Source organism: Geovibrio sp. ADMFC3 (genome assembly GCF_054687035.1).
Genome location: NZ_BAAFZG010000002.1, coordinates 2,463,849 through 2,488,122 on the forward strand (window position 1 = coordinate 2,463,849; position 24,274 = coordinate 2,488,122).

At 45.1% G+C, this 24,274-nt stretch carries 20 protein-coding genes and 1 tRNA gene; 8 read left to right on the top strand and 13 right to left on the bottom strand.

The window, feature by feature from the left end; translation table 11 throughout:
- Nucleotides 1-40 precede the first annotated feature (40 nt).
- Entirely contained in the window at nt 41-1,390 is a 1,350-nt protein-coding gene (gene gdhA / locus ACYRYY_RS12080) for an NADP-specific glutamate dehydrogenase (RefSeq protein WP_460215859.1), read from the bottom strand.
- Between the two features lie 294 nt (nt 1,391-1,684).
- On the opposite strand from gdhA, the gene ACYRYY_RS12085 reads away from it, so the two are divergent.
- The 4 genes from ACYRYY_RS12085 (at nt 1,685) to ACYRYY_RS12100 (ending at nt 10,051) form a co-directional block, all read left to right on the top strand.
- Complete coding sequence (locus tag ACYRYY_RS12085) at nt 1,685-4,156, top strand: ATP-binding protein (RefSeq protein WP_460215860.1); 2,472 nt, start codon at nt 1,685-1,687, stop codon at nt 4,154-4,156.
- Nucleotides 4,157-4,235: 79 nt separating this feature from the next.
- On the top strand, nt 4,236-5,621 hold the full coding sequence (locus ACYRYY_RS12090; protein WP_460215861.1) for a sigma-54-dependent transcriptional regulator: 1,386 nt from the start codon (nt 4,236-4,238) through the stop codon (nt 5,619-5,621).
- A 382-nt stretch (nt 5,622-6,003) separates the two neighbouring features.
- The gene (locus ACYRYY_RS12095) at nt 6,004-7,758 is read left to right on the top strand and encodes an SLC13 family permease (RefSeq protein WP_460215862.1); all 1,755 of its coding nucleotides are present in this window, start codon (nt 6,004-6,006) and stop codon (nt 7,756-7,758) included.
- 544 nt (nt 7,759-8,302) lie between these two features.
- A complete protein-coding gene (locus tag ACYRYY_RS12100; RefSeq protein WP_460215863.1) occupies nt 8,303-10,051 on the top strand; it encodes an SLC13 family permease in 1,749 nt (582 codons plus the stop codon).
- 100 nt (nt 10,052-10,151) lie between these two features.
- Here the strand turns inward: ACYRYY_RS12100 and ACYRYY_RS12105 are convergent.
- Nucleotides 10,152-10,224: transfer RNA gene (locus ACYRYY_RS12105), tRNA-Gly, on the bottom strand.
- A gap of 175 nt (nt 10,225-10,399) precedes the next feature.
- On the opposite strand from ACYRYY_RS12105, the gene ACYRYY_RS12110 reads away from it, so the two are divergent.
- Nucleotides 10,400-11,272, top strand: coding sequence for a DMT family transporter (locus tag ACYRYY_RS12110; RefSeq protein WP_460215864.1), 873 nt, complete (start codon nt 10,400-10,402; stop codon nt 11,270-11,272).
- 36 nt (nt 11,273-11,308) lie between these two features.
- On the opposite strand, the gene modC is transcribed toward ACYRYY_RS12110, so the two are convergent.
- Genes modC through modA form a run of 3 tightly spaced genes read right to left on the bottom strand, consistent with a single transcriptional unit; the run spans nt 11,309 to nt 13,840 of the window.
- Nucleotides 11,309-12,391 carry a molybdenum ABC transporter ATP-binding protein gene (gene modC, locus ACYRYY_RS12115; protein WP_460215865.1) on the bottom strand — a complete coding sequence of 361 codons (1,083 nt, stop codon included), beginning with the start codon at nt 12,389-12,391 and terminating at the stop codon, nt 11,309-11,311.
- Nucleotides 12,384-13,088, bottom strand: coding sequence for a molybdate ABC transporter permease subunit (gene modB, locus ACYRYY_RS12120; protein WP_460215866.1), 705 nt, complete (start codon nt 13,086-13,088; stop codon nt 12,384-12,386). Before modB ends, modC begins: the two co-directional genes overlap by 8 nt.
- 2 nt (nt 13,089-13,090) lie before the next feature.
- Entirely contained in the window at nt 13,091-13,840 is a 750-nt protein-coding gene (modA, locus tag ACYRYY_RS12125; RefSeq protein WP_460215867.1) for a molybdate ABC transporter substrate-binding protein, read from the bottom strand.
- 163 nt (nt 13,841-14,003) lie between these two features.
- Between modA and ACYRYY_RS12130 the strand changes: the two genes are divergently transcribed.
- Nucleotides 14,004-15,185, top strand: coding sequence for a multidrug effflux MFS transporter (locus ACYRYY_RS12130; RefSeq protein WP_460215868.1), 1,182 nt, complete (start codon nt 14,004-14,006; stop codon nt 15,183-15,185).
- Here the strand turns inward: ACYRYY_RS12130 and extS are convergent.
- From extS to ACYRYY_RS12160, 6 genes are all read right to left on the bottom strand, one after another.
- A complete protein-coding gene (gene extS / locus ACYRYY_RS12135) occupies nt 15,182-15,955 on the bottom strand; it encodes a selenite/tellurite reduction operon c-type cytochrome lipoprotein ExtS (RefSeq protein WP_460215869.1) in 774 nt (257 codons plus the stop codon). The genes ACYRYY_RS12130 and extS overlap by 4 nt on opposite strands.
- The gene (locus ACYRYY_RS12140) at nt 15,928-16,953 is read right to left on the bottom strand and encodes a cytochrome b N-terminal domain-containing protein (protein WP_460215870.1); all 1,026 of its coding nucleotides are present in this window, start codon (nt 16,951-16,953) and stop codon (nt 15,928-15,930) included. Before ACYRYY_RS12140 ends, extS begins: the two co-directional genes overlap by 28 nt.
- The gene (locus tag ACYRYY_RS12145) at nt 16,950-17,366 is read right to left on the bottom strand and encodes a QcrA and Rieske domain-containing protein (protein WP_460215871.1); all 417 of its coding nucleotides are present in this window, start codon (nt 17,364-17,366) and stop codon (nt 16,950-16,952) included. The genes ACYRYY_RS12140 and ACYRYY_RS12145 overlap by 4 nt, the downstream gene beginning before the upstream one ends.
- An 84-nt stretch (nt 17,367-17,450) precedes the next feature.
- Nucleotides 17,451-18,386: an NrfD/PsrC family molybdoenzyme membrane anchor subunit gene (gene nrfD, locus ACYRYY_RS12150; RefSeq protein WP_460215872.1), complete on the bottom strand. Its 936-nt coding sequence runs from the start codon at nt 18,384-18,386 to the stop codon at nt 17,451-17,453.
- A gap of 9 nt (nt 18,387-18,395) precedes the next feature.
- Complete coding sequence (locus ACYRYY_RS12155) at nt 18,396-18,971, bottom strand: 4Fe-4S dicluster domain-containing protein (protein ID WP_460215873.1); 576 nt, start codon at nt 18,969-18,971, stop codon at nt 18,396-18,398.
- A gap of 13 nt (nt 18,972-18,984) precedes the next feature.
- A complete protein-coding gene (locus ACYRYY_RS12160) occupies nt 18,985-21,189 on the bottom strand; it encodes a molybdopterin-containing oxidoreductase family protein (protein ID WP_460215874.1) in 2,205 nt (734 codons plus the stop codon).
- A gap of 226 nt (nt 21,190-21,415) precedes the next feature.
- On the opposite strand from ACYRYY_RS12160, the gene ACYRYY_RS12165 reads away from it, so the two are divergent.
- Nucleotides 21,416-21,730, top strand: a complete 315-nt coding sequence (locus ACYRYY_RS12165) for an ArsR/SmtB family transcription factor (protein ID WP_460215875.1) — start codon at nt 21,416-21,418, stop codon at nt 21,728-21,730.
- A 601-nt stretch (nt 21,731-22,331) separates the two neighbouring features.
- Nucleotides 22,332-22,850 carry a nitroreductase family protein gene (locus ACYRYY_RS12170; RefSeq protein WP_460215876.1) on the top strand — a complete coding sequence of 173 codons (519 nt, stop codon included), beginning with the start codon at nt 22,332-22,334 and terminating at the stop codon, nt 22,848-22,850.
- A 43-nt stretch (nt 22,851-22,893) separates the two neighbouring features.
- On the opposite strand, the gene ACYRYY_RS12175 is transcribed toward ACYRYY_RS12170, so the two are convergent.
- Nucleotides 22,894-23,094 carry a 2-hydroxymuconate tautomerase family protein gene (locus tag ACYRYY_RS12175; RefSeq protein WP_460215877.1) on the bottom strand — a complete coding sequence of 67 codons (201 nt, stop codon included), beginning with the start codon at nt 23,092-23,094 and terminating at the stop codon, nt 22,894-22,896.
- Nucleotides 23,082-24,239, bottom strand: a complete 1,158-nt coding sequence (locus ACYRYY_RS12180) for a YbfB/YjiJ family MFS transporter (protein WP_460215878.1) — start codon at nt 24,237-24,239, stop codon at nt 23,082-23,084. Before ACYRYY_RS12180 ends, ACYRYY_RS12175 begins: the two co-directional genes overlap by 13 nt.
- Between the last annotated feature and the right edge of the window lie 35 nt (nt 24,240-24,274).

A 24,274-nucleotide genomic window follows, 5' to 3' on the forward strand; every position in this document is an offset into this window, starting at 1 on the left:
GAAAGGGGAAGCCTGTCAAGACTTCCCCGTGGGTGATTTGTTATATAACTCCCAGTGAGAGCATTGCGTTGGCAACTTTTTTGAAGCCTGCAATGTTTGCTCCGGTTACATAGTTTCCGGGTGAGCCGTATTCATCAGCAGCGGTCATAACATCTGCGTGAATGTTTTTCATGATGTGCTGGAGTCTCTCTTCAGTGTATTTGAAGCTCCATGAATCACGGCTTGCGTTCTGCTGCATTTCAAGAGCAGAAGTTGCTACGCCGCCTGCGTTTGCAGCCTTGCCTGGTCCGTAAAGCACTCCTGAGTCTAAGAATACTTTGACGCCTTCGGGTGTTGTGGGCATATTGGCGCCTTCGCCTATTGCCAGCAGACCGTTTTTAACGAGTATCTGTGCATCCTTTCCGTTAAGCTCGTTCTGAGTGGCGGAGGGCATAGCAACCTGACAGGGAATTTCCCATATATTGCCTTTATCACGGTAAACTGCATCTTTATGATAGGTGCAGTAATCTTTAATTCTGCGTCTTTCAACCTCTTTAAGCTGCTGAACAAGTTCAAGGTCTATGCCTTTTTCGTGGTAAACAACCCCGGCAGAGTCAGAAAGAGCCACAACTTTACCGCCGAGCTGGTGAATTTTTTCTATGGTGTAGATGGCAACATTTCCGGAACCTGAAACAACACAGGTTTTCCCTTCAAAGGTTTCTTTTCTGGTTTTGAGCATTTCATCAACGAAGAAAACCGCTCCGTAGCCTGTGGCTTCAGTGCGTACTTTTGAACCGCCGTAGTGAAGTCCTTTTCCAGTGAGAACACCTGATTCATAGCGGTTAGTGAGTCTTTTGTACTGACCGAAGATGTAGCCTATCTCACGTCCGCCCACGCCTATATCTCCGGCGGGAACGTCTGTGTATTCACCGAGGTGACGGTAAAGTTCGGTCATAAAGCTCTGGCAGAAACGCATGATTTCATTGTCCGATTTGCCTTTGGGGTTGAAATCGGAGCCGCCTTTGCCGCCGCCAATGGGAAGACCGGTAAGTGCATTTTTGAATATCTGCTCAAATCCGAGGAACTTGATTATTCCGAGATATACAGATTCGTGGAATCTGAGTCCGCCTTTATAGGGTCCGAGAGCGCTGTTAAACTGAACACGGAAGCCCCTGTTTATCTGCACTTCGTTTTTATCGTCGATCCACGGAACTCGGAAGATAATCTGACGCTCCGGTTCGCATATTCTTTCAATTATTTTCTGTTCGGCGTATTCGGGGTGCTTAACAAGCACGGGTCCGAGGGTATCCAGAACTTCTTTTACCGCCTGATGAAATTCAGATTCACCGGGGTTTCTGGCTATAACCTGCTTGTAAATAGATTCGATTTTTTCATGCATAACTATAGTCATTCAAATACTCCTGTATCCGTTACATTTGTTTTTAGGAAAACAATCAATCAATTTCCTCATAAAGTCATTATACATTAAATCCTGAAAATTGTAAGAATAATTACAAAAAATATTCATCTTAATTATCAATAGTTTACCTTTGCAGCCTAATTTGTAGGGAGAAAAGCAGTATTAAAAACTAAGGTCAATTAGAGATATTGCAATATAAAGTAACGTTCATTTGCCTGTAGCCTAATTAAGTAATTAATTCTTTTTTGGTTTATTTCTTTTCTCTTAAGTTATATTCTGTAGCCCATGAGATTTTACAGTCTGCATAAAAAAGTTCTTATAGCCTTTCTGGCTTTGTCTTTGCTTCCTCTGGGGGTTCTGGGCTTTTACGCCGCACGGAATCTCAGCTCTGTTGAGCAGTATCTACGCAAGAGCGCATCATCAGCACTGGAGGCGCAGGCTACCCGTTCCCTTGTTCTCAGTGCCCAGACTGTTGCGGACACTGTATCCATATTCCTGCGCAGTATAGAAAACGATCTTAACAGCTTTGTGCTGCTGGAAGCCGAAGAGGCAGAGTATATGGATTTCTATAACAGACACAGAGGCACGATGCGCATATGGGAAAACGGCAGTGAAAAGCTCAGTGACGTTCCCCTTTACAGCGAACTTGCTTTCATTGATCCTGACGGAACGGAGCGGATACGTATTGTTGACGGTGTTCCGGTTGATGAACTGAGAAATGTTTCTGTTCCTGCCAATACAACTTATAAGACGGAAGACTATTTTCGCCGCACTCTTGAGCTTCCCGACGGAATGGTTTACGTTTCGAGGGTAAGCGGGTGGTTTATCCATAGAAACGAAGTCGAGGAAAAGGGGCACGATACCCAATATAAGGGAGTTGTCCGTTTTGCCAGAGCTGTTTACAATTCAGACGGAAGCCTCCGGGGTGTGGCTGTCATTTCTCTTGATCACCTTCACCTCATGGAGTTTACCCGCCATATTTCCCCTGACGGAAAAGACAGCAGTAAAAAAGCCTCCTATGAAAGCGCTGACTACTCATTTATGTTTGATGATGAAGGCTGGATTATTACTCACCCTAAGCAGTGGGATATAAGAGGTTATAATAAGGACGGCACTCTCACCGGAACCAGAGGCGAATATAACGCCCGCAGGCTTCAGGAAGGGGACATTCCTTTTAACCTTTTCAAAACAGGGTTCATTCACCCCAATTATCCTGTTGCTGCCTCTGATGTACTGAGAAAAGGAAACGGTGTTGTGGATGTCACCAACGTAGGCGGTTCACGTAAGATCATGGCGTATGCGCCCATACGTTTTTCATCCGGTGTTTATGCAAAGCACGGTGTTTTCGGGGGCGTTACTATCGGTGCGGAAATAAGCCGCTTTCATATGCCCGCAGTTAAAATATCTGATGTGATAAGAGGCGAGCTTGATAAATTCATCAGCAGTATGGCTATATTTGTGTCTCTTATGGCGGTTGCTGTCCTTGCCGTTGCGTACAGGCTTTCATGGAGCATCACAAACCCCATCGGCAGGCTTAATCTCGCAATAAAAAGTGTAACGAGGGACGGAGCTGTCCCCAATGTTGATGTATCCGGCGGGGATGAGGTGGCGCAGCTCACAAGATCATTCAATGATATGGCTAGGGAGCTTGAACACAGACGGGTAAGCCTTATGGAATCAATGCAGAAGCTTGAGGCATCCAGAGAGGCTGTTATAAGGGAACAAAACTTCAAAACCACAGTTTTTGAAAATATAGAGACGGGCATCCTCACTCTGGACAAGGATAACCGCATAACATTCATAAACAAACCGGCGATGAACATCCTTCGGCTTGCTAAGGCGGCAGAGGGGGAACTTCTGGACGAGGCACTTGCCCATAAACCGGAGGTTATTGAAGTAATAAAAGAATTTCAGTCGGAAGGACGCACGAAGCGCTGGAGCAGGTATATCGACTCTGAAGAAAGCGGACGAAACATGCACCTGAGGATTGCCGGTCTGCCTATGGTAATGGAACATGCTGACGGCAACATTATTACTGTGGAAGACCTTACCGAAAGGGTAGGGCTTCGCAAGCAGATGGCGAGGATGGACAGATTTGCATCAATGGGAAGACTTTCTGCCGGTCTGGCGCATGAGATCCGCAACCCGCTGACGGGAATCAGCCTTATGCTGGACGATCTGCACGACAGACTGCTGAAAAATGATGCCGACAGACAGCTTATCCAGCGTTCGCTTAAAGAGATAGAGAGGCTTGAAGGACTTGTGGACGGGCTTCTGAACTTCGCTTCCGCTGTGCCTCCTAAACTGCGGATGGCAAACATCGCCGATGTGCTTTCGGATACTCTTTTCTTTGTTAAAAAACAGTGCGAGCGGCAGAAGATAGTCCTTGAAACTGACTTTGAGCCTGATTTGCCCATGATCAGCCTTGATCCGGATAAGATCAAACAGGCGCTTCTGAACCTCCTTACAAACGCTCTGGACGCCATGAAGAACGGCGGCAAGCTGCGTATTTCGGCAAAAAACACCAACGGCGGCATAGAACTTATATTCAGCGATACGGGAGTGGGGATAAGCCCTGCGGATCTGCCGAATATATTTGAACCGTTTTATACCACAAAAGCAGAAGGAACAGGGCTGGGACTCGCAATCACACATAACATAGTCTCCGAACACGGAGGGAAAATAGAGGCCGAAAGCAGACAGGGGACAGGCAGCCGCTTTATTCTGTTTTTCCCTTTTGAAGGAAACGGGAGATAATATATTATATATGGCGTAATTTCTCACCCTGCTGTATAGAAATTCTTTAAAGCTTTTCAGGGGAGAGAGGCATAGGGTAATGGAAAAAATACTGATAGTTGATGATGAGGTTTTTATCTGTGAAAACCTCCAGAGAGTTCTCAGCGCAGACGGGTATAAGGTTTTTATAACCCACAGCGGAGAGGATGCTCTTGATATAGTTGTTGAAGAGGAGATAGACCTTGTTCTTCTTGATCTTAACCTCGGTTCGACAAGCGGGCTTGATGTTCTTAAAGCTCTCAGAGATATAGACCCCGAACTTCTTGTAATAATAATAACCGGATACGGAACGGTGGAAAGCGCCGTGGAATCCCTTAAAATGGGCGCATATGACTACATCAAAAAGCCTTTTAAGGCGGACGCCATACATCTTATTGTCCGGCTTGCCCTCGAAACTCAGGAATTGAGGCGAGAGGTCCGCCACCTGAAAAGGGGAAGCGGCGTTTTGTCTGCATCCATGCAGATTGTGGGCGTCAGCGAAGAGATGAAGCGCATCTACTCCCAGATACAGGAGGTCTCAAAGCATGAGGCGGCAACTGTTCTGATCACCGGTGAGTCAGGCACCGGTAAAGAGCTTGTGGCAAAGGCGATTCATAACCTTTCCCCCAGAAACGACAAGCCGTTTGTTGAGATAAACTGCGGGTCTCTTCCTTATAATCTTCTTGAATCAGAGCTTTTCGGCTATGAAAAAGGTGCGTTTACCGATGCCAAAACCCGTAAAATAGGTCTCCTGGAGGAGGCGTCCGGCGGAACTCTGTTTCTGGATGAAATAGGGGAGATGGATATAAGCCTTCAGGTTAAGCTGCTCCGTGTTCTGGAAGACAGAAAGTTCCGCAGACTAGGCAATACCAGAAGTATAGATATAGATGTGCGTGTTATCGCCGCAACCAACAGAAACCTTAAAAAAGCAATAGATGACAAAGAATTCAGAGAAGACCTTTACTACAGGCTGAACGTTTTCCCCATACGCCTGCCTGCACTCAGGGAAAGAAAGGACGATATACCGAATCTTCTGGACTTCTTCATAAAAAAATTCAGCGCTGATTTTAAGAAAAAAGTCAAGGATGTGGCTCGTCCGGCACTCAATCTGCTTACGGAGTACCCTTGGCCGGGAAATGTCCGTGAGCTTAAAAATGTTGTGGAGCGTATCTGCATAATGACAGATGCGGAGGTTATAACAGAGGATGTTCTCCCGCAGGAAATAAGGGGGAGCCGTGTTAAAAAAGAGGCTCCCGCTGATGTGGCTATCCCTCCGGAGGGGTTGGTGCTTGAGGACGCAGTGTCAGGATATGAGGAAGGGATAATACGCAAAGCCCTTGTTATGACAGATGGAAACGTTGCTCAGGCCTCCAAGCTTCTTAATACTCCGAGAGGAACACTCCGTTATAAACTGGAGAAATATAAAATAGAGCATAACGATCATTAAAGCAGACATTATTATGTATATTCCGGAGTTTATAGGTCTTTAATGTAAATCATTTTACAACATATATCTTTATTTGTTCTATTGTTTTGAAAAGGCGAAAATTTGCCACTGGGGTTCGGAAAATCTGTTTTCCTTTATATTTCATGGATATGTGCAGTTTACCCGTAGATTATATGGCAGTTTTTCGCCCTTTATTGCGTCTATAATATGTCCGTATTATATAACAGAATTATAACTGAAACATGTCAGAATATCTCCAACCCCTTTTATAATAAGGGCTTCAAGCACGGATTCATAATATTGTCAGATAAATTTCATGAATTGGTATGATAGTTGCTCTTAATATGATGGTTTTATAACATTCATTTTAGGAGTGGCTTTTATGATGGCAGCATTCTGGAACAAACTCTGGGACATGCACGACGATACCAAAGCTCTCGTGCTTTACAGTCCTAAAGCAATGCTCAAAAAATTTATCAACACTCACTTCTCGTCTGCAACCGAGAAGGAGGAAAAAAGTGTTGATCTTGCGGATGAAATGTCCGATGCCCCTGCGGAGCATGCCCGCAGGCTCAAGTCCGGTCCCGGAGGGATAGAGGAGGGAGAACCGAGATCATACTCCAAGCGTCAGAAAATAGGCTTGTTTCTCGGACCTATCCTTTTCATCCTTATGCTTGTCATTCCCACACCTGCGGGAATGAGCCCCGAAGCGCAGAAAATGGCTGCGATAACTTTTCTTATGGCTACATGGTGGATGTGTGAATCTCTTCCCATACCAGCAACAAGCCTTTTGCCTATTCCGCTTTTTCCGATTATGGGTCTTATGTCCACCGGCAAGGCAACAGCGCCCTATGCCAATGATATAATATTTCTTTTTATGGGCGGTTTTATCATCGCTCTTTCCATGCAGAAATGGAATCTTCACCGTAGAATAGCAATGAACATTGTAAAGGTTGTTGGTTTCTCGCCAAACAGGCTTATCCTTGGATTTATGGTCTCCACAGGCGTAATCTCAGCTTTTGTTTCAAATACAGCCACAGCAGTAATGATGATGCCCATAGGTCTTGCCATTATCGCTCACGTTGTGGATGAAGGCAGAAAAGAAGGGCTTGATAAAGTCATAGACTTTTCGCCCGAAAAATTCGCTTTCGGTCTCAACCTGATGCTTGGTATCGCCTATGCTGCTTCCATCGGCGGTATCGCAACACTCATCGGAACTCCTCCCAACACTGTTCTTGCCGGTTATCTTTCAAAAACTTTCGGTTATGAAATAACCTTTGCGGAATGGCTTGTTGTCGGTGTGCCTTTTGTACTTGTTGCTCTTCCCCTCTGCTGGCTTTGGCTTATAAAAGTCGCTAACCCTATGAAGCTTAAAAAAGTTCCCGGCGGTAAAGATCTTATCGAAGCGGAACTCAGTAAAATGGGTAAAATGAACACCGGTGAGCGCTGGACACTGCTTGTTTTCACTCTTACAGCCCTTGCATGGATGTTCAGATCCAAACTTGCTTTTCTTTTCCCTGACCCGAAAATGGTTACAGATGCAGCCATCGGCATGGTGGGCGGGTGTATCCTTTTCCTTATTCCCATTAACCTTAAAAAGAGCGAGTTTGTAATGGACTGGCATTGGGCGTCTAAAATGCCTTGGGGTGTTCTTATCCTTTTCGGCGGCGGTTTGTGTCTTTCTGATGGTTTTAAAACCACAAAGCTTGCAGACTGGATCGGTCTTCAGGTTGGTTTGCTTGAGAACGCACCTATACTTGTGCTTATCATAGCGGTAACTGCTCTTATCATCTTCCTTACGGAGCTTACCTCAAACACTGCAACAGCGGCTATGGTTATGCCCATTCTTTCAGCCATTGCCATTGGTCTGGGTCAGAACCCTCTTCTGCTGGTTGTTCCCGCAGCGATTGCAGCGTCATGCGCTTTCATGCTTCCGGTTGCCACTCCCCCCAACGCAATTGTGTTCGGTTCGGGGTACGTAACAATCCCGCAGATGGCAAGAAGCGGCTTCGGGCTGAATATTCTTTGTATAATAATAACAGTTATAGCAACTTACATTCTTGTAATACCTTTCTTCGGTGTAGAGATAGGTGTTCTGCCTGACTGGGCAGTTATTGCTGAAGCTGTTACAAAATAGGACTTTTCCACATCACCTTGTTCCGGAGCTGTTCTTGCGCAGCTCCGGAACACCTCTTTTTGAGGTGGCGAAAATCTGCACCTCCGTAAAATAATAAGCATGATAAAAACAGATCAGACACTCCGTTATAAAATCTGACATGTTAAAATAAAACAAATAGATTTATTTTAGGCAAAATTCCTTAATTTTGGATTTATTTCTTAGTTTGAAAGTTAAATTCTCATGTTAAATGTGCCTGCTAATGTTCTATTTGTGATTTTAGGCGAATTTCCGCCATTTAATTGCATTTTGCATTTTTTATTGTTTATTAGTGTCTTGTTGTTATCAAAGTGCTGTGAATGGCGAATTTTCGCCGTATTTATTAACTTTAAACATGCTAAAAATTATAACAAGATTATAGTCCGTTATTTTTTTTAAATTTTCTATCCCTTTTTTATAAGGTATTTAGGGTGATTATCAATAAAATATCATATAATTATCAATTAATTGGTATGTTTGTTGCTTTATAGCCACTGTTCATTAAGTTTTGTTTCAGGAGTGGTTTATGATGACAGCTATTTGGAGCAGGCTTTGGGACTGGCACGACGAGACAAAGGCACTCGTGCTTTATAGTCCCAAAGCATTACTCAAAAAAATTCACAATCAGCACTTTTCATCCGCAGATGAAAAAGAAGAAAGAAGTATTGACCTTGCTGATGAAATGGAAGAAGCGCCTGCCGAGCATGTCCGCAGACTTAAATCCGGTCCGGGCGGGGTCGAAGAAGATGAACCCCGTGAATATACCAAACGTCAGCTTATAGGGCTCATCCTCGGACCTGTTCTGTTTGTTCTTATGCTCGTTGTTCCCACACCTGCCGGTATGGAGCCTTCTGCACAGAAAATGGCTGCGGTTGCATTTCTTATGGCGTGTTGGTGGATGTGTGAATCAATCCCGATTCCGGCTACAAGTCTTCTTCCCATACCGCTTTTTCCCATACTTGGGATTATGCCCACAGGCAAGGCAACAGCTCCTTATGCCAGTGATCTTATATTTCTTTTTATGGGCGGTTTTATCATTGCCCTTGCCATGCAGCGTTGGAACCTTCACCGCAGAATCGCTATGAATATCGTAAAAACTGTCGGCTTTTCGCCCAGCAGACTTATTTTCGGCTTCATGACAGCTACTGCTGTTCTTTCTGCCTTTGTTTCCAATACTGCCACAGCGGTAATGATGATGCCTATTGGTCTTGCTATTATATATCACGTTGTCGAGGAAGGAAAAAAAGAGGGGCTCGACAAGGTAATAGATTTTTCTCCTGAAAAATTCGCTTTCGGTCTTAACCTCATGCTGGGTATCGCATACGCCGCTTCCATCGGAGGTATCGCAACACTTATAGGAACTCCGCCCAATACAGTTCTTGCCGGTTATCTTTCAAAAACTTTTGGTTATGAAATAACTTTTGCTAAATGGCTTTATGTAGGCGTGCCCCTTGTTCTGGTTACGCTTCCCCTTTGCTGGCTTTGGCTTATCAAAGTTGCAAACCCTATGAAGCTTAAAAAAGTCCCCGGCGGAAAAGAGCTTATCGAAGCTGAACTCACCAAGATGGGGAAAATGAGTACGGGGGAACGCTGGACTCTTTTTGTTTTCACCCTTACTGCTCTTGCCTGGATTTTCAGAAAACAGCTCGGTTTTCTTTTTCCTGATCCAAAAATGGTTTCTGATGCAGCAATCGGAATGATCGGCGGTCTTATTCTTTTTGTTATTCCTATTAATATGAAGAAAAATGAATTTGTAATGGACTGGCATTGGGCAGCTAAAATGCCTTGGGGTGTTCTTATCCTTTTCGGCGGCGGTCTTTCTCTTTCAGCCGGTTTCAAAGTGACCAAGCTTGCAGATTGGATAGGCGGTCAGGTTGGTCTTCTTGAGCATGCACCAATTTTTGTATTGATAATTGCTGTCACAGCACTTATTATCTTTCTCACTGAGCTTACTTCCAATACCGCCACAGCGGCGATGGTTATGCCTATTCTTGCCGCAGTTGCTGTTGGTTTGGGGCAGAGTCCGCTTTTGCTTACTGTTCCTGCTGCAATCGCAGCATCATGCGCATTTATGCTGCCTGTCGCCACACCGCCGAACGCTATTGTGTTTGGCTCGGGTTATGTTACAATCCCGCAGATGGTAAAAAGCGGCTTCGGGCTTAATATTATAGGAATAATTATTACAGTTGCAGTCACGTATCTGCTTGTGGTACCTGTGTTCGGTGTTGAGCTGGGTATAGTCCCTGAGTGGGCTAAAGTTATCGCCGGACAGTAAATTTTAGCGCAACGCCGGAAGGTTTTTCTAACGGCTTTGACCTCTATAAAGAAAGGGCGCCCTGAAGGGAGGGCGCCCTTTTCTATGTGATATTACAGGAAGCGGGCGACGGGGATCGAACCCGCTGCCTACAGCTTGGGAAGCTGTCGCTCTACCGGTTGAGCTACACCCGCAAATGATATACTGATCTTTATACCTTTCTTTGGAAAAAATCATCAGAAAATTAAATAAATTTCATGGAATATGAAATGATTTGCAAGGGTGAAAGGGCGGTGATATAAAAGAGATTGTAAGAAAATTTACATTATCTGCCTTCGGGCTTATTGTTGATCCTTTCCGGAGTTATTTATGAAACAGGCATTTATAGCCCTTCATCTTTCCATATTTGTCGCAGGCTTTACTGGTCTGTTCGGGCGTCTGATAACTCTGGATGCCGGAGCCCTTGTATGGTGGCGTGTTTTTGTCGCTGCGTTATGCTTTTACATTATTCTTCAGGTAAGTGGAAAATTCAGACAGTACACCATTCAGGAGATGCTTCAGGCAGCACTGGTAGGTTCTGTGCTGTGTTTGCATTGGGTGCTGTTTTACGGAAGCATAAAAGCATCAAATGTCAGTGTCGGAGTGGTCTGCTTCTCCCTCATCGGATTTTTTACTGCGCTCATTGAGCCGCTCCTGCTGAAAATACGCATTAATTACAGGGAGCTTTTCTACGGTTGTTTTGCAGTGGCTGGAATATTGCTGATATTTCACTTTGACAGCCGCTTCAGGCTCGGTATCGGGCTTGGAATAGCCTCTTCATTGGTATGTGCTTTTGCCATCACGCTAAACAAGGTAGTGATACCAAAGTTTTCGTATATGCCCCTGCTGACGTTTTATGAAATAGCAGGCGGTTTTGTATTTCTTTCCATTCTTGCTCCGTTTTATCTGCATTTTACAGATACTGCGGTGCTTATACCGGATGCACGCAACTTGTTTTATATATTCATACTTGCTGTATTCTGCACAATAGGTTTGCAGCTTTTGCAGATTTATGCCCTTAAGCGTATCTCAGCTTTTACAGTGAATCTTTCTTACAACCTTGAACCGGTTTATACGATTATTCTCGCAGCTCTTATTTTCAGGGAAATGAGTGAGGTTAACGCATCTTTCTTTGCGGGACTGGGAATTATAATTCTTTCTGTTCTGCTTCAGATGAGAGATGTTGTAAGAAAAGGGACATAAACTGAAGCCCTGCAAAACAGGGCCTGAACCGGTGTATTAATGTAAGAACGGAACGCTTAGTCTTGAAAGCGCTATTGTTTTCATAATTATATAAACATCCATACCTGTTCTGATTCCCAGTTCGGATGCCGCTGAACGGGTGATTGTCGCATAAACCGGAACGCCTACATTCACAGTAACCGCAACTGCACCGTCGTCACTGTTTTCCACTGACGTTATAGTTCCTTTCATTATATTACGTGCGCTTATTCCGACAGGTTTACTCAAAGCAAGTGTCACGTCATCAGAATGGACTGCAACACGAAGTTCCGTGCCTGTAGCATATTTTGAGGTGGGTATTCGCAGCCGTCCGTCCTCAAACTGAATGCTTGAAGGTTCTTTTTCTGAAACAGCAGATGCACGAAGAACGCTTACTCTTCCGCTTAAGCCCAGAATTTCTCTGTTACCTGGTCGTGAAACAACCTCTTCAACGCTGCCTGAGTCGGTGCATTTGCCGTCATTCATAAGCACCACATTATCACATAAACTGAAAAGCTCATCCAGTGAGTGAGTTACGTAAAGTACCGGCAGTTTGAAGGTTTGCACCATTTTTCCTATGAAAGGGATAAGCTCTTCTTTTCTGTGAGAATCAAGGGCTGAGAGCGGCTCATCCATAAGAAGAAAGTCCGGTGAAGATAAAAGCGCTCTGCCGATTGCCACCCTCTGTTTTTCCCCGCCGGAAAGCCTGTGAGGTCTTCTTTTAAGGAGATCACCAATGCCCAGAAGTTCCACAACATCGTCAAAGCTTGCTTTATGTCCATTGTGGGCGCTCCTTTTCATTCCATAGCGCAGGTTAGCTTCCACAGTCATATGCGGGAAAAGCCTGCCGTCCTGAAAAATGTATCCTGAATTGCGCTCCGGAGAGGAAATGTTAATTTTCTTTCTGCTGTCGTATAAAACTTTTCCGCCAAGGGAAATGTAGCCCTCGTCAGGCTTAATCAATCCGGCCGTCAAGTTTATTATGCTGGTTTTGCCTGAACCGGAACGTCCGAATAGCCCTGTAACCATGCCTTCATTCATTTTGAATGATACATCCAGAGTAAAAGCCGGGTAGCGTTTTATTGCTGTAAATTCAAGCATTGGACGCTCCTTTAAGTTTCAGTGCCGCTCTTCTGGAGAGGTATTCGGATGCTGCTATTGCTGCAATTGAAAGCCCTATTGAGATAATACAGAGCCTTAAAGCCGCCGCTTCCGTTCCGGGAGTCTGAGTAAGGTTGTAAAGGGCAACGGGAAGCGTCCGTGTTTCACCGGGAATATTTGAAACAAAGGTTATTGTTGCTCCGAATTCTCCAAGGCTTCTTGCGAAAGCAAGGACAGTTCCCGTAATAATGCCCGGAACAGAGAGTGGAAGAGTGACAGTGAAGAAAACTCTCCATCTTTTCGCTCCGAGTGTTTTCGCTGCTTCCTCAAGCCCTCTGTCTATGCCTTCGATGGAAAGGCGGACACTGCGGACCAGAAGAGGCATTGACATCACAACCGAAGCCACGACGGCTCCCCGCCATGAAAAGGCTATCCCTGCTCCGAATAAGCTGTTAAGCAGCCTGCCCACGGGGGCATTGTCATTAAAAGTGATAAGAAGCAGGTAGCCTGTTACAACAGGAGGTATGACCAGCGGAACGTGGATAAGCCCGTCAAAAAGGAGTTTGCCCGGAAAGTTCTTACGTGCCAGCAAATAAGCGGCGGCAATGCCGGGGATTAGCCCGGCAAGTACCGCCCAAAGAGAAATTTTCATACTGAGATAAATCGCCTCAATCTCTATCGGCGAGAGTTCAAACATTCTTATTTCACCGCTATGAATCCGTATTTAAGGAAAACTCCAGCAGCATAATCTGTTTTGAGGAAATTGTAAAATGCTTCTACTTCGGATGTGCGTTTGTCTTTCACAATTGCCATAGGGTAGGTGATTTTACCTGTGAGAGAATCATCAACAAGGGCGAGAACCTTTACTTTGTCGCTTATTGCAGAGTCTGAGAAATATACAAAACCATAAGGTACTGCACGTTCAACCATCGCAAGAGTAGCTCTTACATCCTGCATTCTGGCTGCCTGTCCTTCGATATCGGTCCAGATTCCCATACCTTCAAGAGCTTTCTTCGTATATTTTCCTGCGGGGACATGTTCGGGGTCGCCCATTGCGAACTTACCGCTGCCGATGAGTTTCTTCACTGTAGCGCCGTCAAGGTGTTCTATTTTATCTGTTTTTGATGAAACAGGTGCAATGAATGCGAGTTTATTGGCAAGGTACGGGGCGTTTGTGCCTTCTTCGATTTTGCCTTTTTCAACAAGATAATCCATCCAGCTCATGTTTGCTGAAATAAAAATATCAGCCGGAGCGCCGTTTTCTATCTGTTTTGCAAGGGGTCCTGATGATGCGTAGGATACTATAACATTTTTGCCGGTTTCTTTTTTGTAAGTTGCAATAAGTTCATTCATAGCGTTTGTTACGGAAGCTGCACCGAAAACAGTGACATCTTTGGCGAAGGCTGAAACACTGATAAGCAAACACAATGCGATCAAAAGAATTCTCATAAGCTATACCTCTTTCATGTCGTTATGTATCAATGTATATAGCGAAGACGGGGTGAAAGTCAATATTTTTTGATTTGCATATCTTATAGCCAATGTAAAAAAATGTAATAGGCATTGAAAATATAACACAAATGTGCATAGTTATAATTTCTCAGGTGATTGAATGATAGCATTATTAGACATAAGCAAACACAAAGGACTCTACATAATTTTTCTGGCTATGATTGGTGCCACACCGCCTCTGGCAACTGATATGTATCTGGCGGCTATTCCGGTAATCGCAAAGGAATGGCATGTGGGGGAGCATCTCGTAAATCTCTCCTTAGTATTGTGGTTCGCCAGTTTCAGCACTTCGCTGCTGTTTTACGGACCTCTTTCAGATAAATACGGGCGGCGTCCTATTTTACTGACGGGACTCTTTTTCTTTGTAGTTTCATCTATACTCTGTACATTGAGTACAAATGTGTGGCAGCTCATTATTTTCCGTGTGATTCAGGGTATGGGTGCTGCTGCTCCCTCAGCCATGGTTATGGCAATATGCAGGGATAAATATGAGGGTGAAGAACGCAGGAAGGCTCTTGCATATCTGGGTACTGTGCTTGCTGTTGCGCCTATGGTTGCGCCGATGATAGGCACTTTTCTCCTTGGATTGGGCTCATGGAGGTACATTTTCCTCACTCAGGCGGCAATGGTGGCATGTACTTTCGTTGTTTCATTTCTTTTCAGGGAGACAATTGAGGATAGATTTACAGGAGACTGGTACAAGGTATTTTTCCGTTACAGGAATGTTTTTTCCAACCGGAAATTCATGCGGACCAATCTGACCCTTAGTCTTTCAGCCGGACCATTATACGCATTTATAGCTTTTTCTCCCATATATTACATAGGCATAAACGGTTTTGGTGAAACAAAGTTCAGTATTTTGTTTGCGTTCAACGCATTCGGTGCCATGTTCGGAGCCTTCGTCTGCACCAGACTCCTCAGACATTTTAAACCCAACAGCCTTATAACTTTCTGTCTTTCCGGTGCTGCCGTGGCTGCTGCCGGTCTGTGGCTGTTAAGCTTTTCCGCATGGTACTTTTTCACCTGCTTTACGTTTCTGACAACCTTCTTTATATGTATGAACAGACCTCTCAGCAATAATCTGATTATTGAACAGGTAAACACGGATATCGGATCTGCATCATCATTTATGGTTTTTTGCCAGCTTATGTTTGGTGCTTTATGCATGCTTATCGTATCAGGAACACATGGACACCAGCTTGCGGTGTTTAATCTGCTTGCGGCAGTTATAGCTGTTTTTGTTATTTTAAGCTGGCTTTTTCTGAGAAAGAAGCTTGTTTAGTTATTGAATTCTTCTGTTATCCTGTTTTCCTCGTCCTCTGTCAGAACTACCGGAGGCATGAGGGATGCGGGTTTAATCCGGCGGGGGTTTTTAACCCATTTTAACAGCATTTCCCTGTTCCACTTTTTCGCCTCTGACTTGATTGTGTCCGTCGGGTAAAACTCGGTAAAAAGCCCTGAAAGATTAGGTGCGGTATCTCCGTGACCTATGCCGCCTCTCTTGCGGGTGAGCAGTCTGTGGCAGCCGCCGCATTTATCTTCAAAAGCGCTTTTTTTGCCTTGGGTTATAAAAACCACGTACGGAGCGGTTTTTGAAGTGCTTTTCATCGAACCGCCTGAATTAAGCAGGTATTTTACTGTTTCATCAGAGACAGTATCGCTCATACGGAAGTCAGGCATGTAGTCAGTGGGTTCAGTGAGTTTTTCCTTAAGGGTTTCTGCTGTTTTCCGTCTGCTTTCCGTGTCCAGATCAGGGGCAATGTTGTTGCCCTTGCCCGCTGTTATATGGCATCTTCTGCAGTGGGCGTTTTCAATTGTTTTTCCGCCTCTTTCCACAGCTTTTTTATTTATTATGAAGTCAGCATATTTTTTGGTTATCATGCCGCTGTGGGCAATGTTTTTTCTGGATGTTTCCTCATTTCCCCTGTGGCAGACAGAGCATGAACCGGTTTTTTCATAATGAGGTTCGTGGCATTTTATACACATCGAAGCAAAAGCCGGAAAAGCGGGAACTGTAAGAAATATCAGAAGTAAAAGGGTACGAGAGACCAATTCTCACCTCTGAAAAACATTGCCACAGCCGTAAGGGCAATCACTGCCGCACACATAAAAAGCGTTATGCCCCAGACAGGAATGTCTTTTTTTGAAAACCATTCAGTTCTTTCCGGTTTATAGTTTCTGCGGAAATCAGGCAGAAAGAAAAAGAGTATGAACAATACGGCAAAAGGGTTGAACAGCCAGGCTTTCCAGCTCACTATCTCCTGAATCCACAGCAGGAACCATGCACTTTTCGCAGGGTTAGGAGGCAGTACCGGATCTGCGGGTTCTTCCAGCGGCGCACCGGAGAAAACTGCAAAAGCAGCGGGGATAAGTACAGCCGCAGCAGCTATGACCCATGTGAGATTAAAAAGATACGGATCGCTTTTTGTTTTTATGCTGTTCATCGGCGGATGAAGCCCGCCGTCTCTGCGTACATTATAGAGGTGCGCCGACATCAGAAACACGCACAAAAGCGGTATGAGGGCTATGTGCATGGCAAAGAAACGGATAAGAGTCAGCCTGCCGCCAACATCGTCAGGTGTGAGCAGTCTGCGGATAAACTCGCCGAAGGGGATAACATTCACAAGCTCCATTCCTGTTTTGGTTGCCCAGTAGGAGAGCTGATCCATAGGGAGCAGAACCCCTGTATAGGCTTCAAATACCAGAAGCCCGAAAAGGATGTAGCCCAGTTTCCAGTTGGAAGCTCTCACAGCGTAAGTCCCTGTGAATATTGTCCGTATCATATGCAGAGCAAGTGTAATGAGCAGAATATGGGAACTCCATAGGTGCATCGCCCTGATGAAGCGCCCTCCGAAGACCTTTTCCTCCAGATAAATTATGGAGCTGTAAGCTGATGAGCTTTCCGGAGAATAGTAAAAAAGCAGGAGAACTCCCGTTATACATAAGCTGATGAACAAAGCGGTTATCAGCCCGCCCATAAGGAGAGTTCCATGCACCGCCGGCTTACTGAAGGTTTTGGGATAAAGATGAACCAGATAACGCTTAATCACGCATTCACCTGTTTGAAAACGGTTATCAGCCCGTCTTTAGTTTCTGTTCTGTATGTGTCAAGCCTGCGTTCCGCCGGTCCTTTAATCACTGTTCCGTCAAGGGCGAAGATGCTGCCGTGGCAGGGGCAGGCGAACTTATCGCCGTCAAGCGCTATGGTGCATCCCAGGTGAGTGCATACGAGGGACATCGCAGTGAGAGCGCCGTCCATCCGCATCAAAGCTATGTGCTTATCAGGGAAAATAACTGCTCCGCCTTCCGGTATGTCCGCTTCTGAGGCTTGTATGAGAATATCCCCGCCTGAATCTCCCGGTGTGAGAAATCTGTAAATAAACCAGAAGGAAAAGACAGAAGCCGCAATTCCTGCGATTCTGCCGAGAAAACCCCTTCTGGAGAGGTTGTTCTTTTTTGTCATTAAAACAGTCCTGATTGATGATTCTGTGCCGAGACAGTGAAAAAAAACCGCAGGCGGGGGATGCCCGCCCGCAGTTTTCAGTTTTTAGTAATGAATCATAATATAGTCGGTAAATTTCTGAGTGTAAACACCTGCGTGAAGTATCAGATAACGCAGGAAGTATCCGCCCACGAGAACAAGCAGCTCAAAAAATACCAGCTTGCCGCCGCTTACGTGCATTTTGCCCGCCTCAACAAAGGCGAATACGAAAGCAGGTACAACCAGTCCGAGAAGAACAAGGAACACCCAGAACTCAACCGCAAACTCGCCAGTAAGGAGAGTAAGAGCGGAGAATTTCATTTCGGGCACGCCCTGAAGCGCTATGAGAAGCATACCTATAAGGAGGAGAATCTCAAGCATTATAAGGTAGAAGTGCGTAGTCTCAATCTTTTCGAGATGAGCCTCTTCTTTGAAGAAAAGTTCTTTCACCACCATTGCTCCTGAAATGCCCGTTGATGAGGCGGAGATGATGAAGAGAATAGGCAGTGATGTTTGGTGCCAGAAAGGAATAGCCTTCAAAACACCGAGAAGAACTGCCGTATAGCCCGCTGTGAGTATACCTGTGATAATCAGAGACCAGTTCATGAAGCGGCTTGCCGCAATGGGTTTGAAGATTTTTACAAATCCCATTTTTTTGATGAACCAGTCAAGTATGCCGAGGTTATACACACCGTACAGGAGTGAAAGCACTGTGAAAATAGTAAGTATCAGCGTACCCCACATGATGGCCGAAGTTGGGTTTACAAACAGCAGCAGAAGAAGCCACGGCTTGTACATACCCTGACCGAGGTCAATGTAGAGGAATAATATACCTATAGTGACAAGCGGCATGCCTATTACGCTTGCCGCTTTTATGAATGATATGTATTTCTGTCTGTCATAAATGTCGGCAAGGGACGCAACAACTATTGAACCGGCGCCGACACCCGCTAGGAACAGATAAACCGCTATGTACCAATGGAAACCTGTTTGAAATTCCATTTTGTCCTCCTACTTCTGGATGTAATAAATATTCGGCTCTGTGCCCAGATCCTTACGGAGTGTCCAGACCCTGTACCTGTTATCGGCAGCGTCTTTGAGAGCCTTTGAAATTTCGCTTTCAGGATCATTTATATCGCCGAAAACCCTTGCCTTACCGGGGCATGTGGTAACGCATGCAGGCATGAGACCGTCATAGATCCTCGGAAGACAGAATGTGCATTTGTCCGCAACGCCGAGTTCATTGTTGAAGAACCTTGCGTTGTAAGGGCATGAGGGGATGCAGTAGCGGCAGCCGACACACTTGCGGTTGTCTATGTCAACAACACCGTCCTCTCTCTTGTGACTTGCCTTTGTGGGGCATACGGTAACGCAGGGAGCATCGTCACAGTGGTTGCACTGATGGGGAAGAAAGTGCATGCTGAGTCTGTCTGTTGCTGCCGGAGCTATACCTGTATCGATATGAGTACGGAAATCGTTGTCCGGAATCTGCCATTCTGCCTTGCATGCCACCATGCATGCTTTGCAGTCCACGCATCTGTCCACAATATATGCCATTGCGAATTTTTTAGTTTTAGTTGCATTCATCTCTGCTGCCTCCTTAAGCGATCTCAACTTTCACAAAGCCGTTGTGAAAGCCTGCCGCACCGCTTATAGGGTCTGTCAGGTTGGATGTGAAGTCGGATGTTCTGGCTCCTTTACCTGTAATCCTTGTGAGACCTTTGGTTTCATGACCGAATCCGTAGGGAAGGAAAACCGCCTGAGGATGTATGTAGTCAACAACTCTTGCGGTACATGGGTTGCTTTTGAACCCTTCCTTTACGAGACGTACGGACATGCCGTCTTTTATTCCGAGTGCTTTCGCCTTTTCGGTGTGGATCCACAGGGGTACTTCCGATTTATGAAGAGCAAGCAGCCATGCGTTGTTCTGTGTACGTGCGTGGGTATGGAAGCTTAATCTGCCGAAGAGAAGCCTGAACTCACCTTCCGGCGGAACCGGGTTTTCCTCGTAGGAGGGCATTGGCGGATATGAGAAATGCTCACATATATTGCTGTAGAATTCGGCCTTTCCTGAAGGTGTTCTGAATGAAGGTTCTTCGCCTTCATCCTCAACAGGGTAGGGGGTGTTCTCATTGGCAACCCATACGCCATGCTTTTTCATGTATTCTTCTGTGATGCCGAGCGTTTCAAACGCCTGCCTGTTGTACTCCTGCACATCAAGGAATTCATTTTCATGTCCCATGGCGCCGGAGAGAATTTTTGCTATTTCCCATCCGCCTTTTGTATCAAACACGGGAGAAACGGCCGGCTCTCTGAACTGGATGTAGCCTTTCCTGCGTCCTGTGCTGATTACGGGGTCATACCGCTCAAGGTATGTTGATTCCGGAAAAATGACATCTGAGAGCCATGCGGTATCTGTCATATAAATTTCACATGTGACAAGAAGTTCAGTGTTCTCCAAAGCCTTTTTCACCATTTCTGTGCTGCCGTGGTGGTGAAGGGGGTTACATCCGTAAACGAACATTCCCTTAAGGGGGTAAACATCCTGATTTGCTATATGTTCCATGAGTTTATTGGCGAAGCCAAGGTTTTTGGGTCCGAGAGGAAATTCCTCAGAACCTGCACCGTCTGCTCTGTCTGCATAGGGTTTGTCAAAATGAACCATGTGCGGAGCATCGTATTTAAAGCCGATGGTGCGGTAGATTCCGCCTCTGACTTCCCAGTTCCCCATGAGCATGTTGAGACATGCAACTATTCTGGTGAACTGTGTGTCGTTGCCGTATCTTGTGAGCCTTCTGCCGGGGTGGATATAACAGTGGGGTGCAGCTTCACAAAGCTTTTCCGCAGCCTTGATTATTTCTTCCTGCGGTATTTCAGTTTCCTTAGATGCCCACTCAATAGTGTAGCCTGCTACATGTTCCTTAAACTGGTCAAAGCCGTAGGTGTAGTTTTCTACAAACTCTTTATTGTAGATCTCTTTCTCTATTATATAGTTAATCATTCCGAGAAGCAGAGCTGAATCTGTTCCGGGTTTAATCATCATGTACTGGTTTGCCTTTGCCGCTGTTTTTGTGAAGCGGGGGTCAACATAGATTACATGTGCGCCTTTTGCCACACCTTCCACAAAATCCTGCATTTCGCCGACGTGGAGTGCCTCAACTATGTTTCTGCCGAGAAGCATCATGCATTTTGAGTTCTGGGAGTCAACAGGTTCTTTACCGCCGACAGGTTTGCCGTAAGAAAGTGCCCAGCCGATGTCACGGCTGCCCGTACACTGTGCGTATGACGGGATGCAGTAGTTGGGTGAACCGATGATTTCAACAAGCTCAACAAATGAATGCTCGCCTGAACCGTGAGCGAATATGCTGAAGGTTTCAGGTCCATATTTTTCCTTAAGCTCGTTAACTTTTTGTGCCACATAAGCTGCCGCTTCTTCCCATGTGGCTTTTCTGAATTTGCCTGACCCTCTCTCTCCGTCTCTGATGAGAGGAGTTTTCAGCCTGTCAGGATCATAAAGCTGAAATACGCCTGCGTTTCCTTTGGCGCAGAGTTTGCCGTAGTTGCTGGGGCAGTCGGGCTGTCCCTCAAGTTTTCTCACTTTTCCGTTTACCACTTTTGCGGTGAGACCGCACTTCCAGAAGCACATTTCACACCAGTTCTGGGCAAATGTCACTCCCTGCTGCGGTTCAGCAACTGCTGATGAACCGCCGGTAAGCAGACGGAAAGATGACATGGACGCAAGCGCTGCGCCCACTGAGGCCGTTCCCTGAATAAAACGTCTCCGGGAGATTCTGCATTTTGTCATGGATTCCCTCGTTTGAAGTTTATATGCGAATTAACGCATGTTTGAACTGTAAATAAACATTAAAAGTAGATTAGTTCCGTGAGTAAAAAGTGTCAATAAAAAGTGACAAAATAATCACGATTACGGCAGGTAATAACTAAAATTGAACATGTCTATCAAATATTCTTATATTTTGAGGCATAACAAAATAATTGACTCTCCTATATATATATTATATAGAAAATACATGGCATTAAGAGACCTTAACGATAAAGAACTTGAAGAAGTGCTGGGTATATTCAAAGCGCTGGCAAATCCTGTCCGCTTACGCATAGCCAGAATGGTTTGCGAGAGACCCCGCTACGGATACGAAATCGAAGAGGCCTTCGATTGTGAAAGAACCAACATTACAAAGCATGTTAATCTGATGAAAGATGCCGGGCTGCTGAAAGCTTATAAGGAAGGCAGAAAAACGCTTTTTGTGCTTCAGACCGGGTACATCAAAAACAGTCTTCTGGGATGCGTTGAGCATGACAGAGTGGCTGAAAACTCAAAAGCTTAGTGATTTTATAGGTTTTTTTACTTCTTTGGCATTCTGATTCCCAATAACTGAACAACAGTTTATGCACTGAAAGAACACCCAGATTTAAAACAAGTATTATTAATTAATCTAATCCGCTGTTTCCCAATACTTTATCACTAAAAACAACTATGCTGCAGTATGTGTTATATACTTCGGTTTCTCTCCTGTTCGGAACTAGTTCTCATTAATATTATATTTTATGTGATATAAAGCTCACATATTATTTGCTGTTATTATTCCTGTTTCGTATGGTTGTTCAGCGGTTAGGTTTTATCTGTTTTCTATGTTGCGGGGAAGACGTGTGAACATTTTATGACCTATTCATAGACTATGTTTTAATTATTATATTTAGCTTCGTTTCCGTGTGTATATATTTGTCTATTGGTATTAGTAATTAACTACTTATTAGATATGAATTGAATATTTGACTTTTACTGTGTTCATTTTTTTCCAGAAATATAACCAGATTAACAGATGATGAAATGAATGCTGTGCTGTTGAGCGTTTTTTTCATTATCTTGTGTTGCGTATTAGTGCAATCCCATGATAATCATCATATAACACCTATGGAGGAAAGAACATGATTGAACTGCTGAGAAAGAGAAGAAGCGTCAGAAAATATACAGATAAACCAGTGGAGAAAGAGAAAGTTGAACTTCTTTCCGAGGCTCTATTAAGATCTCCCAGCTCCAGGGGCAGGAATCCGTGGGAATTTATTCTTGTGGATGATAAAAAAACCATTATCAAACTTGCAGAGGCAAAAAAGCACGGCTCGTCCTTCGCTGCGGAAGCAACGCTCGTTTATGTTATCACCGGAGACAGGGATGTGAGTGATATGTGCATTGAGGACTGTTCAATAGCTGCAGCCACTCTGCATTATGCGGCAGCGTCTCTCGACCTTGGAAGCTGCTGGATTCAGCTCAGGGGCAGGGAAAAGGATGATGCGACATTATCGGAGGATTACGTCCGCAGGCTGCTTGGCATACCGGACAGTTATCTTGTTCTTGCTATGATTGCAATAGGCTACCCCGCTGATGCTCCGGAACCTCACCCTGAAAATTATCTCCGTAAGAGTAAGATACGCCTCAACCGGTTTTGATAGTACGCCGGAGCATACATAAGAGTATGCTCCGTTAATCTGCTTATTGTTTTTTGCGAAGTTCAGTTATAGATTCTCCGCCCACTCCCCAGTTATCGGTTTCCACTTCGTCTATGATTACAAAAGTGGTTTTAGGATTCTTTCCCAGCACATCCACAAGCAGGTCTGTCACTCCCTGAATAAGTTTTTCTTTCTGTTCCTTGGTTGCTCCTTCCTTTGTGATTCTGATGTTTACGAACGGCATTTTTTCCTCCTTGTTATATATGCTGCTCCCGCAAGGGCTGTGAGAGCTGCCCCGGCGGCTACATTTACAGATGAAAAGATGAGCGGTTCGGCGAAGCTGCCGGATTTATATGCCATCAGTCCGCCGATCCATGGGCTGATTATCTGTCCGACTCCGTAAAAAACAGTGAGGTACGGAGCAGTATTTGCTTTCGGGAGCATTTGTCTTCCGCATGCGAATGCCAGTGCAACAGCACCGAGGAATGTTCCGCCGAAAATGACAGCGAAAATATAAGCTGCCCAGACTGAATTACTGAATGCAGGCAGAAGCATACCGGCCGCCTGAAGTATATAAAGAATCACAAGCACTCTGAACAGACCGAACCTGTGACCTGCCCATGACCAGATAAAGTTTGAGAAAACTGCGGCAAGCCCTGCCAGAGCCCACCCCGTGAATCCGGCAGAAACGGAGCCGGATGAAGACTTAATTATATCCACAAGGAAGGTTCCTGCAATTATATATCCCGAACCTTCAAAAAGATAAGCAGCAGCAAGCAGAAGAACCGGCAGGCTCCATATGCCTTTATTGTCTATATCTGCTTTACCTCTTGTGGCGGCTGATGTGCCTCCGGCAAGAAGGTATGAGACTGTGGCGGTTATAACGCTGACAGCGCCGATGAAATACCACGGTGTCTGCCAGCTTCCGTATGACGCAGCGAAGGGCACTGACCATGAGGAAAATGCTATGCCTGCGCCGACGCCGCTGAAGAGAAGACCTCCAAGGTTCTGTTTGTGGTTTGCATAAAGCGAGGTGTAAACTTTTTCTGCTGCGCATATAAAAACCGCAGCACTGTAAAAGCCGGAGAGCAGACGGATTATGCTCCACCATATCATTGTTTCTGAAACAGGCATGAGAGCCGTAGTCAGAACGCTTAAAACAAGCGATATTTCAAAAGTATGCTTATTTGGTGTTTTTAATGTGTAAAACAGCGCACCAAGCAGATAACCGGCGTAATTTGCCGATGCAATAAAACCTGCCTGTGCTGTGTTCATAACACCTGCTTCGAGCATGAATGTGATTGCAGGTGTATAGGCGAATCTGCCGATACCCATTGCGGTGAACATTGCAGCAGCACCGCCTAAAAGAACAGCTCCGTAATGCTTCATTCCCCGTTCCTCCCCTTTGTGTTGAGATATTATCA